Source organism: Ruegeria sp. CDSC045 (assembly GCF_059610725.1).
Map to the genome: position 1 here is coordinate 326,891 of NZ_JBXWOE010000001.1, position 13,446 is coordinate 340,336.

Annotated in this window: 15 protein-coding genes; 9 read left to right on the forward strand and 6 right to left on the reverse strand. The window is 54.9% G+C overall.

Features of this window, described 5'->3' with window-relative positions; all coding sequences use genetic code 11:
• Nucleotides 1–30: 30 nt before the first annotated feature.
• From AC2FH6_RS01615 to AC2FH6_RS01640, 6 genes are all read left to right on the forward strand, one after another.
• Entirely contained in the window at nt 31–1,764 is a 1,734-nt protein-coding gene (locus tag AC2FH6_RS01615) for a sensor histidine kinase (RefSeq protein ID WP_496691313.1), read from the forward strand.
• Nucleotides 1,761–2,990 (forward strand): sigma-54-dependent transcriptional regulator, encoded by a 1,230-nt coding sequence (locus tag AC2FH6_RS01620; RefSeq protein ID WP_271946867.1) that lies wholly within the window; start codon nt 1,761–1,763, stop codon nt 2,988–2,990. The genes AC2FH6_RS01615 and AC2FH6_RS01620 overlap by 4 nt, the downstream gene beginning before the upstream one ends.
• A 362-nt stretch (nt 2,991–3,352) precedes the next feature.
• A complete protein-coding gene (locus tag AC2FH6_RS01625) occupies nt 3,353–4,354 on the forward strand; it encodes a DctP family TRAP transporter solute-binding subunit (protein WP_142634078.1) in 1,002 nt (333 codons plus the stop codon).
• Between the two features lie 112 nt (nt 4,355–4,466).
• Nucleotides 4,467–5,144, forward strand: a complete 678-nt coding sequence (locus tag AC2FH6_RS01630; protein ID WP_496691312.1) for a TRAP transporter small permease — start codon at nt 4,467–4,469, stop codon at nt 5,142–5,144.
• Entirely contained in the window at nt 5,144–6,520 is a 1,377-nt protein-coding gene (locus tag AC2FH6_RS01635; RefSeq protein ID WP_271946870.1) for a TRAP transporter large permease, read from the forward strand. The genes AC2FH6_RS01630 and AC2FH6_RS01635 overlap by 1 nt, the downstream gene beginning before the upstream one ends.
• A gap of 156 nt (nt 6,521–6,676) precedes the next feature.
• Nucleotides 6,677–6,988, forward strand: coding sequence for a DMT family transporter (locus tag AC2FH6_RS01640; protein WP_281994682.1), 312 nt, complete (start codon nt 6,677–6,679; stop codon nt 6,986–6,988).
• Here the strand turns inward: AC2FH6_RS01640 and tpiA are convergent, their stop codons facing one another.
• Entirely contained in the window at nt 6,989–7,738 is a 750-nt protein-coding gene (gene tpiA, locus AC2FH6_RS01645; RefSeq protein WP_496700922.1) for a triose-phosphate isomerase, read from the reverse strand.
• A 125-nt stretch (nt 7,739–7,863) separates the two neighbouring features.
• Here tpiA and AC2FH6_RS01650 point away from each other — a divergent pair, with 125 nt between their 5' ends.
• Nucleotides 7,864–8,778, forward strand: coding sequence for an isopenicillin N synthase family dioxygenase (locus tag AC2FH6_RS01650; RefSeq protein WP_496700924.1), 915 nt, complete (start codon nt 7,864–7,866; stop codon nt 8,776–8,778).
• Here AC2FH6_RS01650 and AC2FH6_RS01655 read toward each other — a convergent pair.
• Both AC2FH6_RS01655 and AC2FH6_RS01660 read right to left on the reverse strand, forming a co-directional pair.
• A complete protein-coding gene (locus AC2FH6_RS01655; RefSeq protein WP_142634067.1) occupies nt 8,775–9,140 on the reverse strand; it encodes a HesB/IscA family protein in 366 nt (121 codons plus the stop codon). The two genes, AC2FH6_RS01650 and AC2FH6_RS01655, sit on opposite strands and share 4 nt — an antisense overlap.
• 212 nt (nt 9,141–9,352) lie before the next feature.
• Nucleotides 9,353–9,916 (reverse strand): hypothetical protein, encoded by a 564-nt coding sequence (locus AC2FH6_RS01660; protein ID WP_496700926.1) that lies wholly within the window; start codon nt 9,914–9,916, stop codon nt 9,353–9,355.
• A 443-nt stretch (nt 9,917–10,359) separates the two neighbouring features.
• Between AC2FH6_RS01660 and AC2FH6_RS01665 the strand changes: the two genes are divergently transcribed.
• Entirely contained in the window at nt 10,360–10,689 is a 330-nt protein-coding gene (locus AC2FH6_RS01665) for a hypothetical protein (RefSeq protein WP_496700225.1), read from the forward strand.
• Nucleotides 10,690–10,722: 33 nt separating this feature from the next.
• Here the strand turns inward: AC2FH6_RS01665 and AC2FH6_RS01670 are convergent, their stop codons facing one another.
• The 3 genes from AC2FH6_RS01670 to AC2FH6_RS01680 all read right to left on the reverse strand — a co-directional run bounded on the left by AC2FH6_RS01670 (nt 10,723) and on the right by AC2FH6_RS01680 (nt 12,351).
• Nucleotides 10,723–11,085 carry an SUF system Fe-S cluster assembly protein gene (locus AC2FH6_RS01670; RefSeq protein WP_142634063.1) on the reverse strand — a complete coding sequence of 121 codons (363 nt, stop codon included), beginning with the start codon at nt 11,083–11,085 and terminating at the stop codon, nt 10,723–10,725.
• A gap of 97 nt (nt 11,086–11,182) precedes the next feature.
• Nucleotides 11,183–11,461: an NfeD family protein gene (locus AC2FH6_RS01675; RefSeq protein WP_142634061.1), complete on the reverse strand. Its 279-nt coding sequence runs from the start codon at nt 11,459–11,461 to the stop codon at nt 11,183–11,185.
• A complete protein-coding gene (locus tag AC2FH6_RS01680; protein WP_142634059.1) occupies nt 11,461–12,351 on the reverse strand; it encodes an SPFH domain-containing protein in 891 nt (296 codons plus the stop codon). Before AC2FH6_RS01680 ends, AC2FH6_RS01675 begins: the two co-directional genes overlap by 1 nt.
• A gap of 173 nt (nt 12,352–12,524) precedes the next feature.
• On the opposite strand from AC2FH6_RS01680, the gene AC2FH6_RS01685 reads away from it, so the two are divergent.
• Complete coding sequence (locus AC2FH6_RS01685) at nt 12,525–13,436, forward strand: nucleoside hydrolase (protein ID WP_496700227.1); 912 nt, start codon at nt 12,525–12,527, stop codon at nt 13,434–13,436.
• Nucleotides 13,437–13,446: the final 10 nt, after the last annotated feature.

Genomic DNA, 13,446 nt, shown 5'->3' on the forward strand with positions numbered 1-13,446 from the left:
TGAGGCGCGTTGAATGCAAGACCCAATGTCATGCAAAGGGTATGGTTAATTTCGACATTTCTGATTGCTGTTGGGCTGCTCTCTGTTGGAGTGTGGTCATACGGCTTTCGTCAGGCTTTGTCGCCGCTGAGCGATAAGGCTGAGGCCGATCTGGAATTGGCCGCCGACCGCCTTAGCACACAAATGCAGGTCTATCAGGAACTGGCTGTCTTGATGGCCAGCCACCCGGCTGTTCGAACGCTTGTCACGCCGAGCGATCGCGCCATCGCGCAGGCTGTGTTGCTGGACGTGGCAGACAAAACTGCCGCCGTTAACATTGTCTATCTGGACCGTCTGGGCAGGGTACTTGCAGCCGCCCACCCGGTGCCTGAATTGACGATGGCAGACCATCCCGCATTCAGGCGCGCCATGCAGGGTGCTATGGGCAGTGCCCACGGGGTTGAGTCCACAAGCGGCGATCGAACCTATTCCTATGCAGCTCCTGCCTTTGGTCCCACCGGTATAGTCGAAGGCGCATTGATGGTTATAGCCGATGTGCAGGATGTCGAACAGACTTGGCGGGGCAGTACCGAGGCCATTTTCTTTATTGATGGGGAAGGTGTGGTGTTCATCTCGAACCGTTCCGACTTGTTGTTCTGGCGTCGGGCCGAAGGTCAACCGGGGCTGGTGCCGCCCGAGGGGCAGACGGTCGATTTCTCGTCGAATCTGATCGGACGACACGAGCTTTGGACCTTGAATTGGGGCCGGTATCTGCCACAGCGTGCGTTACACCTTACACTTGATCTACCGGTGATAGACATGACAGCCGAGGTGCTGGTGGATGTGGCCCCGGCGCGCCGTCTGGCGAATTTGCAAGCAGCGGCGGTAGCTGCGATCTGTCTGGCCTTCGGGGCGCTTTTGTTTATGGCAACCGAACGCCGGCGCGCGCTTGCTGAGGCCAATGCGGTGCTGGAAAGCCGCGTGACGCGCAGAACCCATGCACTTACCGCCGCGAACTCCGCCCTGCGGCGCGAGGTCCATGAACGGGAAGAGGCAGAGGTGGCGCTGAAACATGCGCAGGAAGAGCTTATACAGGCCGGGAAGTTGAGTGCGCTCGGGCAGATGTCGGCGGGCATTAGCCATGAGTTGAACCAGCCGCTGATGGCCATTCGCCAATTCGCCGAGAATGGAACGGCTTTTCTGACCAGAGGTGACGAGTCAAAAGCCGCCGAGAACCTCACCAGAATTTCCGATTTGGCCGCGCGAATGGCGCGAATTATCAAGAACCTCAGGGCTTTTGCCCGCAATGAAAACGAGCCCATGGGCAGAGTTGATCTGGTTCAGGTAATAGAAACGGCGTTGGAATTGACCGAGGCCCGGCTGAATTCGGAAAACGTTCGTATGGAATGGCAGGCTCCAGATGTCCCTATCTATGCTTGGGGTGGCGAAGTGAGATTGGTGCAGGTGTTCGTAAATCTGATTAACAACGCCGCCGATGCCATGAGTGAGCAACAACAACGCATGATCAAGATCGCGATAAACAGTGACAAGACCCTGACGGTCACGGTCAGCGACACAGGTCCGGGGATCGAGAACTCGGAGAAGCTGTTCGAGCCGTTCTATACCACCAAAGCTGTCGGTTCGTCTGAGGGCATGGGGCTGGGGTTGTCGATCTCTTATGGTCTGGTTCAAAGCTTTGGTGGTAATATTCGGGGCACCAACGCTCCGACAGGTGCGGTATTCACTGTGGAACTGGAACATTTCAAGGACGTAGGGGCAGCATGACCCGCAAAGTGCTTTTGGTCGATGACGACTCGGCAGTGCGCGAAGCGCTGGCCCAAACGTTAGAGCTTGCCGATTACGAACCTGTGACAGCAGGGTCCTTCGTGGCGGCGAAGGATCATATCCGGGCGGATTTCGCGGGAGTGATCGTGTCGGATATCCGGATGCCTGGTCGGGACGGGTTTCACCTGTTGACCTACACCCGCGATATGGATGCTGATCTGCCTGTCATCCTGTTGACTGGAGAAGGCGACATACCAATGGCAGTGCAGGCCATGGGGCAGGGTGCATTCGACTTTTTGGAAAAGCCCTGCGCCGCGGCAGATCTGCTAAAGGTGTTGGGCAAGGCATCCGAAGCGCGAGAACATGTCCTGCAACAACGCGCAATGAAAAGCGAACTCGAACGCGGCGATCCAGCGGCACGCCTGCTGTTCGGTCTCTCATCAAAGGCCGAAGAACTGAGGGAAAGGGTTCGTACAGTAGCCCAGACAGGGGCCGAAGTTTTGGTCACCGGACCGGCTGGCAGCGGAGTGTCCAAAGTTGCCGAGGTCGTTCACCTAATGTCGCCGCAAAGTCAGGGCCCATTTGTCAAACGTCCATCCGCCGGTTTGTCGACCAGCGATCTGGTTCATGTCTGCGAAGATGCAGCCGGTGGTTCCCTTTTTCTGGACGAAATCTCGGCCATGCCCGAGGCCACGCAATATGCCGCACTGGAGATGGTTGAACAGGGTGTAGGCGCCCGAATTCTGGCGGGCACGACCACTGACCTGGCCGAATTGTCTTCGGATGGACGGTTCCTTGCGGATTTGTTCTATCGTTTGGATGTGATGCGCGTTCGCATACCGTCGCTTGCCGAGCGCCCCGAGGATATACCTGTAATCTTCCGCCACTATGTAGCACAGGCAGCCGAACAGGCCGGGATAAAGGAACCGGAAATCACGTCGGACCATCTGGCATCGCTGATGACCAGAGACTGGCCGGGCAATGCACGGTCGCTGATGTCAGCCGCAATGAGGTTTGTGCTGGGAATGCCCGAAGATGTCTCGCAGGCCGCAGAACTGGGGTTGAGCGAGCAGATGGCACGGGTCGAAAGATCTCTGCTGATTGCTGCCCTTGGCCGGCATAACGGCAAAGCATCAGAAGCCGCAAAGGCGCTAAAGCTGCCTCGCAAGACCTTTTACGACAAACTGGCGCGATATCACATTCGTCCGGAAGACTACCGTAGGTGAAAGCTCCTGCCAGCTTTTCCCGCATTGTCATGCGGTTAAGCTGTTGGGTGTAGCAGTCCGCTGACGCGGACCGTGGGAAGAGCCAAAGCCTGGTAAACGATTCGCGTTCGGCGAATCGATATTTGTGCGGAAATCCACACAATGGCGCATATATATGTGCGGATTCTCGCACGGCTTCCCGAATGGCTCGAATGGATACCAGGCAGAAAGTGCGTAACACTCAGTAAATAAATGATAAAATACTACCCGATAGTGAAGCCCACAATAAGTTGAGGGCTTGACCCCGATTCGGTTCACTCGCCGCCATGGGACGGCTTCTGCGCGTCCGGAGACGTAGTGAAGTATCTGGGAGAACTCGACTGATGAAATTTTTGACAACGGCAGCGACGGCCGTCGCTCTAACCGTAACAGCAACCGCAGGCATGGCCGCTTGTGAAGACGGCGAAATCGTCGTGAAATTCGCGCATGTGACCAATACCGATAAACATCCCAAGGGTATTGCAGCCTCGTTGCTGGAACAGCGCGTTAATGATGAGATGAACGGCGTGATGTGCATGGAGGTCTACCCGAACTCCACGCTCTATAACGACGATAAAGTCCTTGAGGCGATGTTGCAGGGCGATGTGCAACTGGCGGCCCCGTCATTGTCCAAGTTCGAGAAGTTCACCAAGCAATTCCGCCTGTTCGACCTGCCGTTCATGTTCAAGAACATTGATGCGGTAGACGCATTTCAGGCTTCGGCCGACGGTCAGGCGATGAAAGACAGCATGCAGCGCCGTGGCCTGCAGGGGCTGGCATTCTGGCACAATGGCATGAAACAGATGTCGGCCAACAAACCGCTGGTCGATCCGTCGGATGCCAATGGCCTGAAATTCCGCGTCCAATCTTCTGACGTGCTGGTCGCGCAGATGGAGGCGATTGGCGGAAGCCCGCAGAAAATGGCTTTCTCAGAGGTTTATGGCGCGTTGCAGCAAGGTGTCGTCGACGGACAGGAAAACACTTGGTCCAACATCTACGGCAAGAAGTTCTTTGAGGTTCAGGACGGTATCACTGAAACCAACCACGGTGTCATCGACTATCTGGTCGTGACATCGGTTGACTGGCTGGACAGCCTGGATCCTGCGGTGCGCGAACAGTTCCTGACCATTCTGGGCGAAGTGACAGAACAGCGGAACAAAGAATCCTTCTCGGTGAACGAGGAAGCCAAGGTCTCGATCACAAATGCGGGCGGTATCATCCGTGAACTTAACCCAGAACAGCGTCAGGCCTGGATCGACGCCATGAAACCTGTTTGGGAACAGTTCGCCGGTGACGTGGGTCAAGAAAAGATCGACGCCGCACAGGCTATCAACGCCGGGTTCTGATCCTGGTATACGCCGCGCGTCCGGGGACTGGGGAGTATTCGACGCGCAGGCAGGGTGGGCCGATTTGGCCCGCCCAAACAGCACTTATCTCAAAAAATGTGGGGACAGATAGATGTCTGGTGCGCAATCCGGCCAAGGCGGGCTGGTCGACCATATCGAAGAAACCTTGATCGCATCGTTGCTGGGCCTGATGACGGCTGTGACATTTGCCAATGTGATCGCAAGGTATTTCTTTAATTCCAATATCCTATGGGCACTAGAGCTGACGGTATTCGCCTTCGGCTGGTTGGTGCTGCTTGGGGCGTCTTATGCCGTCAAGAAACACGCTCATCTGGGAGTGGACGCCATCCTGAACATGCTCAGCCCGGCGCCTCGACGGATTTTGGCTCTGATCGCTGTAGTCTGCTGTCTGGTGTTTTCTCTGCTGATGCTAAAAGGCGCATATGACTATTGGGCCGTGTTCGCGGATCTGCCGCCCACATCGGGGCGATGGTTCCCTACCGGGTTCAACTTCGATGCGCGCAGTCAGAGCTTTTATGAGGTCGACGACATTCCGATGGTTGCCCCGCTGCGGTTTCTGGAGGATCTGATCAACTATGGCGAGGGCTATGAAAAACTGCCCAAGGTGGTGCCGTATCTGGTTCTGCCCGTGTCGATGCTGCTTTTGGTGATCCGCTTTGCGCAGGTTGCGGTACAGATTTGGCGCGGCGAAGCCGATCGGATGGTCGCTAGCCACGAAGTCGAGGACGAGATTGAAGAAGTCCGCGCTCAGCAAGGAGAGCACAACTGATGGATGTCATTCTTCTGTTCTCGATGGTCGTAGGCTTACTGTTGATCGGTGTACCGATTGCGGTGGCGCTGGGGCTCAGTTCGACCCTGTTTCTGCTGATCTATTCCGACAGTTCGCTCGCCTCGGTCGCAGGTACCTTGTTTGAGGCTTTCGAAGGGCATTTTACCCTGCTGGCGATCCCTTTCTTCATTCTGGCCTCGTCCTTCATGACCACGGGCGGCGTGGCCCGGCGCATCATCCGTTTCTCGATTGCCTGCGTGGGGCACTTGCCCGGAGGTCTGGCGATTGCGGGCGTGTTCGCCTGTATGCTATTTGCGGCCCTGTCGGGGTCGTCTCCGGCTACGGTGGTGGCCATTGGATCGATTGTGATCGCTGGTATGCGGCAGGTTGGCTATTCCAAGGAATTCGCCGCTGGCGTTATCTGTAACGCAGGAACACTGGGTATTCTTATTCCGCCGTCGATCGTGATGGTGGTCTATGCCGCCGCTGTCGAAGTTTCTGTCGGGCGCATGTTCCTCGCCGGTGTGATCCCCGGCCTGTTGGCTGGGCTGATGTTGATGATCACCATCTATGTGATGGCCAAGGTCAAGAACCTACCCAAGGGTGAATGGAAAGGCTGGGGCGAAATCTTAGTCTCTGCACGCGAAGCAGGTTGGGGTCTGTTCCTGATCGTGATCATTCTGGGTGGCATCTATGGGGGTATCTTTACCCCGACCGAGGCCGCTGCGGTGGCCGCAGTCTATGCATTTTTGATTGCCAGCTTCGTCTACAAGGACATGGGCCCCCTCAGCACCGAGGGTGAGGAAAAGAATATCTCTTTGCTCAGAAAGCCTTATGCGCTGATCACGGCGATTTTTCACCCCGACACCAAGCAGACGTTGTTTGAAGCTGGGAAACTGACCGTTACCCTGCTGTTCGTTATCGCCAACGCCTTGATCCTGAAACATGTTCTAACCGATGAGCAGGTTCCGCAGCACATAGCAACTGCCATGCTGTCGGCAGGTCTGGGACCGGTGACTTTCCTGATCGTGGTCAATGTGATCTTGCTGATCGGCGGCCAGTTCATGGAGCCTTCGGGCCTGCTGGTGATCGTAGCACCACTGGTGTTCCCGATTGCAATCGAGCTGGGCATCGACCCGATTCACCTGGGCATCATCATGGTGGTAAATATGGAGATCGGGATGATTACCCCGCCGGTCGGCTTGAACCTGTTCGTGACCTCGGGCGTGGCGGGCATGCCGATGATGGGCGTTGTCCGGGCGGCCCTGCCATTCCTGGCGGTCCTGTTCGTCTTCCTGATCATGGTGACCTATATCCCGTGGATATCCACCTTCCTGCCCAACACCTTCATGGGGCCGGAGATCATAACAAACTAGCGGGTCTAACCGCTGAGAAAAAAACCGGGCAGGGGATCTCTGCCCGGTCTCTGCGTCTTGAACGGGGCGCCAAGGGGATTATCTAAAGGGCAGAGGACGACCTCCCCATCACGGGACAGTATCCGGGACGACCCGGCCTGATCAGAGGTCTCTTTTATGCCCTGGATTATCCTGTTGTTTGCCGGCCTGCTTGAAATTGTCTGGGCCGTGGCGATGAAACAATCTGCCGGGTTCACCCGGTTCTGGCCGACCGCCCTGATGGCGGTTTCGATGCTGGGTTCGTTCACCTTGCTGGCACTGGCAATGCGGACGCTGCCTTTGGGAACAGCCTATGTCATCTGGACGGGAATAGGAGCGGTTGGCGCGTTTACCGTCGGCATCTTGTTTTTGGGCGAAGCCCTGACCGCCACGCGGATCTGCGCGGCAGTCTTGATCATTGCCGGGATGGTGACGATGAAACTGGCCTGATCAGGCCTGTTCCAGAGCCTGAATGATGCCCGAAAAATCGTCAGCCTTCAGGCTCGCCCCGCCCACCAATGCGCCATCCACGTTCGACACGGCGAAAATCTCGGCGGCGTTCGATGGCTTGACCGAGCCGCCATAAAGCAGCCGGACCGAACGCCCAACGCCTTCGCCAAAGCGCCGTTCCAGCCGCGCGCGGATAAAGTCATGCACCTGACCGATTTCATCCAGAGTGGGCACTTTGCCCGTGCCAATGGCCCAGATCGGTTCGTAGGCGACTATTAGGTTTTCGCCCGTTGCCTGATCCGGGATCGAGCCAGACATCTGACCGCCGATTATATCCAGGGTATTGGCGGCCTCGCGCTGTTCCAGGCTTTCACCGACGCAGATGATTGCCTTTAGCCCACCGTTCATAGCGGCAATAGACTTAGCACGAACATCTTCATTCTGGTCACCATGGTCTTCGCGGCGTTCAGAATGGCCAAGAATGACGGCTGACGCTCCGGCGTCGACCAGCATCTGGGCACTAATGTCACCTGTATGCGCGCCCGAGTTTGCCGCGTGGCAATCCTGACCGCCTATCTGGATGTTTCCGCCCGGGACCTTCTCTTTGGCCCGATGGATCAAGGTGGCAGGTGGGCAGATCAGAATATCAACTGCCGGGGCAGCATGCATGTGAGAAAGGGCCTGAAGCTCGCTCAAGTCGGCAGCATTTCCATTCATCTTCCAGTTTCCAGCCGCCAGTTTGCACCGCATATCGCGTCCCCTTGAAATAAATCGGTTTTCTGGTGACCGGATATCATTGCCAGTCAGGTCTGACAATTCCGGTTGCAGAGCCCGTTGCAAAACGGCAGTTTCCGCTGCGATGAGGAATGAGCAATATGATCGAACATCTTGATCTTGAAAAACTGGATCGGTGCGACACGGCGGAATTGGCCAAATTGACCCGCGCCGTCGGTGAAGTTGGGTTTCTGACCGTGTCCAATACTGGTATCTCCGCCAGTCGGGTGGAACGGGTCATCTCGGCATATCACGCATTCTTCCGGCTGCCAGAGGCCGAGAAACGGCGTGTTGATATGGCTGTGACCGGGTCCAACCGCGGGTGGGGCGCCTCGCGCTCGGAACAGGTAGATCCAGCTGCAAATCCTGACTTCAAAGAGGTGTTCGATTGCGGATACGAGCTAGCTGAGACCAATAGGTACTTTGGCAAGAACCTCTCGGTTTATGCCCCGAACCAATGGCCGGAGACTGTGCCCGAGTTTCGATCAATCATCGAGACCTATTATGGTGACGCTTGTTCGGTTGCCAAGCGGGTGTTGCGCGCCATTTCGGTGGCATTGGGCAAGGATGCCAACAGCTTTGACACTGCCTTCGACACGCCCATGGCCCTGTTGCGCGGCAATTATTACCCGCAAAGGCCAGTCTGGGCAGGCGAAAAGGATTTCGGTATCGGAGCGCACACTGATTATGGCTGTCTGACCCTGCTGGCCACCGATGGTCGAGCAGGGCTAGAGGTACAGATGCCGGACCAGAGTTGGGCTCAGGTCCAAGCGCAGCCCGGAACATTCATTATCAATTTTGGGGAGATGCTGGAGTTCTGGACGGCAGGGGCGGTCAAGGCAACTCTGCACCGTGTGATCGGTGGATCTGCTGAAAGGCTGTCGGTTCCTTTGTTCTTCAACCCGTCTTATGACACCAATGTTGCCCCGCCACATTCAGAGAATGTCATCCAGGCAGGAGAGCACTTGACGCGTCGTTTCAACGAGACCTATATGCACTTGCAGGCAGCGTCTTAAGGCTGAGTTGCAATGCTTTCGTCGAACTTGATGGATTCTCCGCAACCGCAGGCATCTACAACATTCGGGTTGCGGAACTTGAAACCGGATTCAAGCAACGAGACCTCATAGTCGATCTCTGTTCCAAACAGGAACATCTGTGCCATCGGGGCGATCATGATCCGCGCGCCGTCCTGCTCGACCACTTCATCATTGGTGTCAGGCTGGTCGACATAGTCCATGGTGTATTCCATCCCGGCACAGCCGCCTTTCTTGACGCCAATACGCAAACCAGCATGGCCGCCCGAAGTCATCAGGCGGGCAATCTGCTCTGCAGCCTTTGGTGTCATTGTTACGGCCTGTTTGCCGGGGATGCCGAACATCATGATCTCCGTCGTTGTTCGTTGCTGCCAATGTAGTGCCCCGAGGCATCAGGCTCAAGACATAGCAGGTTTTCTTACCTAACTTTTACTGTCGGATTAGATTATCTGCCCCGTGTGCCTGCATCCTAGAGTATCCCGAAACTGACTAATGCCGTTTCGCCTTTTGCCGTTCACTTGATCGTTTCCATAAATCTTTCTGCGATATTGCTTCTCTAAGAGCCGTCGAGTGATATCACAAAAACACGAAAAACTCGGGTGCCTTGGTTTTCCCAAGATACATATCCGGTTCCGTAGATTACCACTAAGCTATTCTCGGCTTCAAAAAAGTAGGCGAACGATCTCGTGAGGTCATAACCCCGGCGATAGTTATTCGTCCATTTCCAGCTGCCTTTTTCCAAGTTTACATTCGAAATTTCTCGTACTTTTTTGTCTTCAAAGAGTTTCGGGCATTCGCATTTAGCAGTGCAATCTTTGATTGCATCAATCAACGAAGTCACGGGTTCGGGGATCTCGACCGTAAAGGTTGGCAATCCGACGATAGGTGTACCTCCAAGTCCTAGCGTCTCGACGCGATCAATCATTACCTGCCCATCTATATTCTCGATAATAAACCCTTCCAAATCCACGCATGTTACATCATTCGGAATAGGTTCGGATTCTTCCCAAAGCACTGCGCAATCGGGAACCTTTTGCTTTGGGAAGCTTGGAAGCGGCACCTCTGCCCACACCAGAAACGGAAAAAAGGTTATATACATAACCACTACCAAGATATTCATGTTAGTCATGTCTTAGGTTTCGCTCACATTGTCCAAGAATCGTTGGTCTTCTATTTTTCATGCTAGGGTATTGCTACGATAGTGGGAGGTGCGTTGAATCTTCTTTAGATTGCAAGGGTGACCCGCAAGATCAAGGCTCCTAGTCGCCACTTCACCGTTCCCTATCTCTTAGTTACCGTCGCGCGATCTATTCTCAGTTGCCTGGCCGATTCAGAGTAATTTCGCCCCGCTTTCTCAAAGGCCATAGTTACTTCGTTGCTTTACGGTCACCCACATAGGCCGGATCCCCCAACCTGCGCCACTGCGCCTGTGTCCTCTTGGCATCAACCCTTGCTTCCGCGCGATCTGTACATCTGAAGGCTCTGCCTCAAAATTGTTGCACTGGGAAGGGCATCCGCATAGCTTAAAATGGATTTCATAAAGGTAGGGACTGAGGCATTAAGGTGAAGATAACAGCTTTTGAAAAAACACAAAATCTTGCCATTGCGTCTACGTTGCTGACGATGATTTTTGCTCAGGTGGCAAGTGCCGAAGAAAAGCAGCACCCCGTGAATTGCGCAACGGCCGAGGGCGACCTCAGGGCGATTGCGGCAGAACGCGAACATGCAGAGGAACAGCAGGCTGAAAGCGTTATCGCCATCACTCCGGCCGGGGCGCTTTTGGGGCTGGTGACGGGTAAGGAAAAGGAAAGACTCTCAATGCTATCAGGTGATTACATTGAAAAGCTCGATCAAAGGTCAGCTGAGATTAAATCGACCTGTGGGATAAAATAACGTCTGCGATAGCCCGGTATTTACCGGGCTGTGCTACATGAACCCAAGTTCAAGCCGTGCTTCGTCTGACATCATTTCCATGCCCCAGGGGGGCTCCCAGGTCAGTTCCACGTCAACTTCTTTTACGCCGGCCACGGGTTCGATTGCCTCGACGATCCACCCAGGCATTTCGCCGGCAACCGGGCAGCCGGGCGCGGTCAGTGTCATGATGACCTTGACCGCGTTTTCCTGGGTGATGTCGATCGTATAGATCAGACCCAGATCATAGATGTTTACAGGGATTTCGGGGTCATAAACTGTTCGGCAGGCGTCGACCACCGGCTCATAAAGAGGGTGTTCAATCGTTGAAGGGGCAATAAGAGGTGTGCCTTCAAACTGTTCGCTCGGATGAGTCATTCGTGCCTCGGGTTTGTTACCTGACGAATTATATAGGGAAAGCCTCGGGCAGCGTCCAGAGGCACAATGACACCCCCTTAAGGGGTGCCATACGAGTTTAGTCGTTTATGTCATGCCTGAACTTCTTCACCTGGCCATGGGGCAGAGCAAAGACGCGGCGCAGGATCAGCCAGGCAATCAGCGACAGAGTCGCAAAGATCATAAGCAGGATCGGCAGCGACGGTACTATACCAGGGATTGCCAGCAGAATACCCGTCAGCCCGGCCCCGATGGCGAAACCCAGAAAGATGAACCCAGGTAGGACTATTTCGAGGATGCCCAAAGCCAACGCGCCAGCCAGCCATAGCCACCATGTTAACCAAAAGGGATCAGCCATTATGTACGTCCTTTCAACATGTTGAAGGCGTTTCCGAAAGCTTCAAGCGCATTGGCAGGTACAACGATAGTCTGCGAGCCATTGCCGGTGCCCAGCGTGTTCAATGCCTCAACCTGTTTCAATGCAACCTGGTACTGAGCCGCCTCGATACCGTTTTCCTTTATCGCCTGGGCAACAACACTGGTTGCATAGGCTTCGGCTTCGGCTTGAATGCGGCGCGCTTTGGCCGTTTGTTCGGCTGCATAGAGTTCGGCGTCGGCCTGAAGCTCAACAGAGCGTTTCTTGCCCTCGGCCTCGGTTACCTGCGCGCGGCGCGCGCGTTCAGCATTCAACTGTTGCAGCATCGCGTCACGGGTCGCCTGATCGAGGTTAACGTCCAAAATCTCGGCGCGCGTCACTTCGATCCCCCAGTCATCCACTGCGGTTTCGACGCTTCCTTGAATCTGAGTGATCAGTTGAGCACGGTTCGACTGAACTTCGTCCAGGTCCATCTTGCCGATTTCCGCCCGGACGATACCGGCAACGGTCGTCGCGATAGCACCATCTACATCGCGGATGCGGTAGACTGTCTTTTCCGGCTCTAGGATGCGGTAAAAGACCGAAGTGTCGATTTGGACCAGAACGTTATCTTTGGTGATTGCATCCTGCGTTGCATTGGGAAGCTGGCGTTCCAGAATGGATATCTTGTGCCGCGCAACATCCAGTAAAGGAACGATAAAGTTGATCCCAGGGCCAAGCACCGAATGCAAGCGCCCGAACCGTTCGACCACATATTTTTCTGATTGCGGCACGATTTTAATGCCTTTTAGCGTGATGATGACGATCAATGCCGCCGCGAGCAGGTAAATTATGTTCGAAGAAAGCAATCCAATGATTTGGTCTTCGGTCATATCTGTCCTCTTTTATTGTGTACGATAGTATACATTTGGGGGTTGAATCGCCCTTTTTCAACTCTGGTATGGAGGGATTGTGCTTGGATTCAAAACGCTGATCCATGGATTTTGGTTAGTTTTTGCTATTGTGACCGCTTTGCATCCCCTCGCGTTTGCGCTATCGGGCTGGGATGAAACTGATTATTGATACAGACCCCGGCATCGACGATGCGATGGCCATTGCATATGCCGCTGCAGCCCCCGAGATTGACTTGATCGGCCTGACGACCGTTTTTGGCAACACCCACGTTCATCAATCCAGCCGCAATGCACGGTTTTTGGTGGATAAACTTGGGTTGGACATTCCCGTCGCCCAAGGCGCTGCCTACCCACAGGGAACAGGGCACCACGCACCGTCCGAACATGTTCACGGTCCCGAAGGTTTTGGGGATATTACCGATATCCCGGAAATCGGGGCGAACCATGATTTGAATGCCACGGAATTCCTGGTGAAAATGGCGCGCCGCCACAAGGGAGAGCTGACGGTTTGTGCAATCGGACCCTTGACTAATATTGCTGCGGCGATGCGTTTGGATCCTGAGTTTTCGCAGAACATCAAACAGTTGGTGATCATGGGTGGGGCGGTTTTCTGCCCAGGAAACATCACGGAACATGCCGAAGCAAACATCTATCACGATGCCCTTGCCGCAAATGAAGTGTTTGCAGCACCGCCGGCGACCGTTGTGGTTGGTTTGGATGTCACCTTGAAAACGCTGTACAAAAGTGCGGATTTTGACGGTCTGGCCCAACGCTCGCCCGATATGGGGGCTTTCCTGCGCGACATCTCGGTATTTTACCTGAAATTCTACAAGGATATCGGCGGGTTGGAGGGCTGCGGCCTGCATGACTCGACTGCTGTGATCGCCTGCACCCATGGCACGATGTTCGAGATGGTCGAAACCGGGGTTGAGGTAATTGTGGGTGGTACGGAATCCGGTGCTACGCGTCCGGACTCGACGCGACCGGCTGTGCTGGTATGCCGGGATGTTGACGGGGCAGGGGTTGTTGATCTGTTTACCCGGCAGGTTGCCTCTTTACCCTGACAACTTGCAA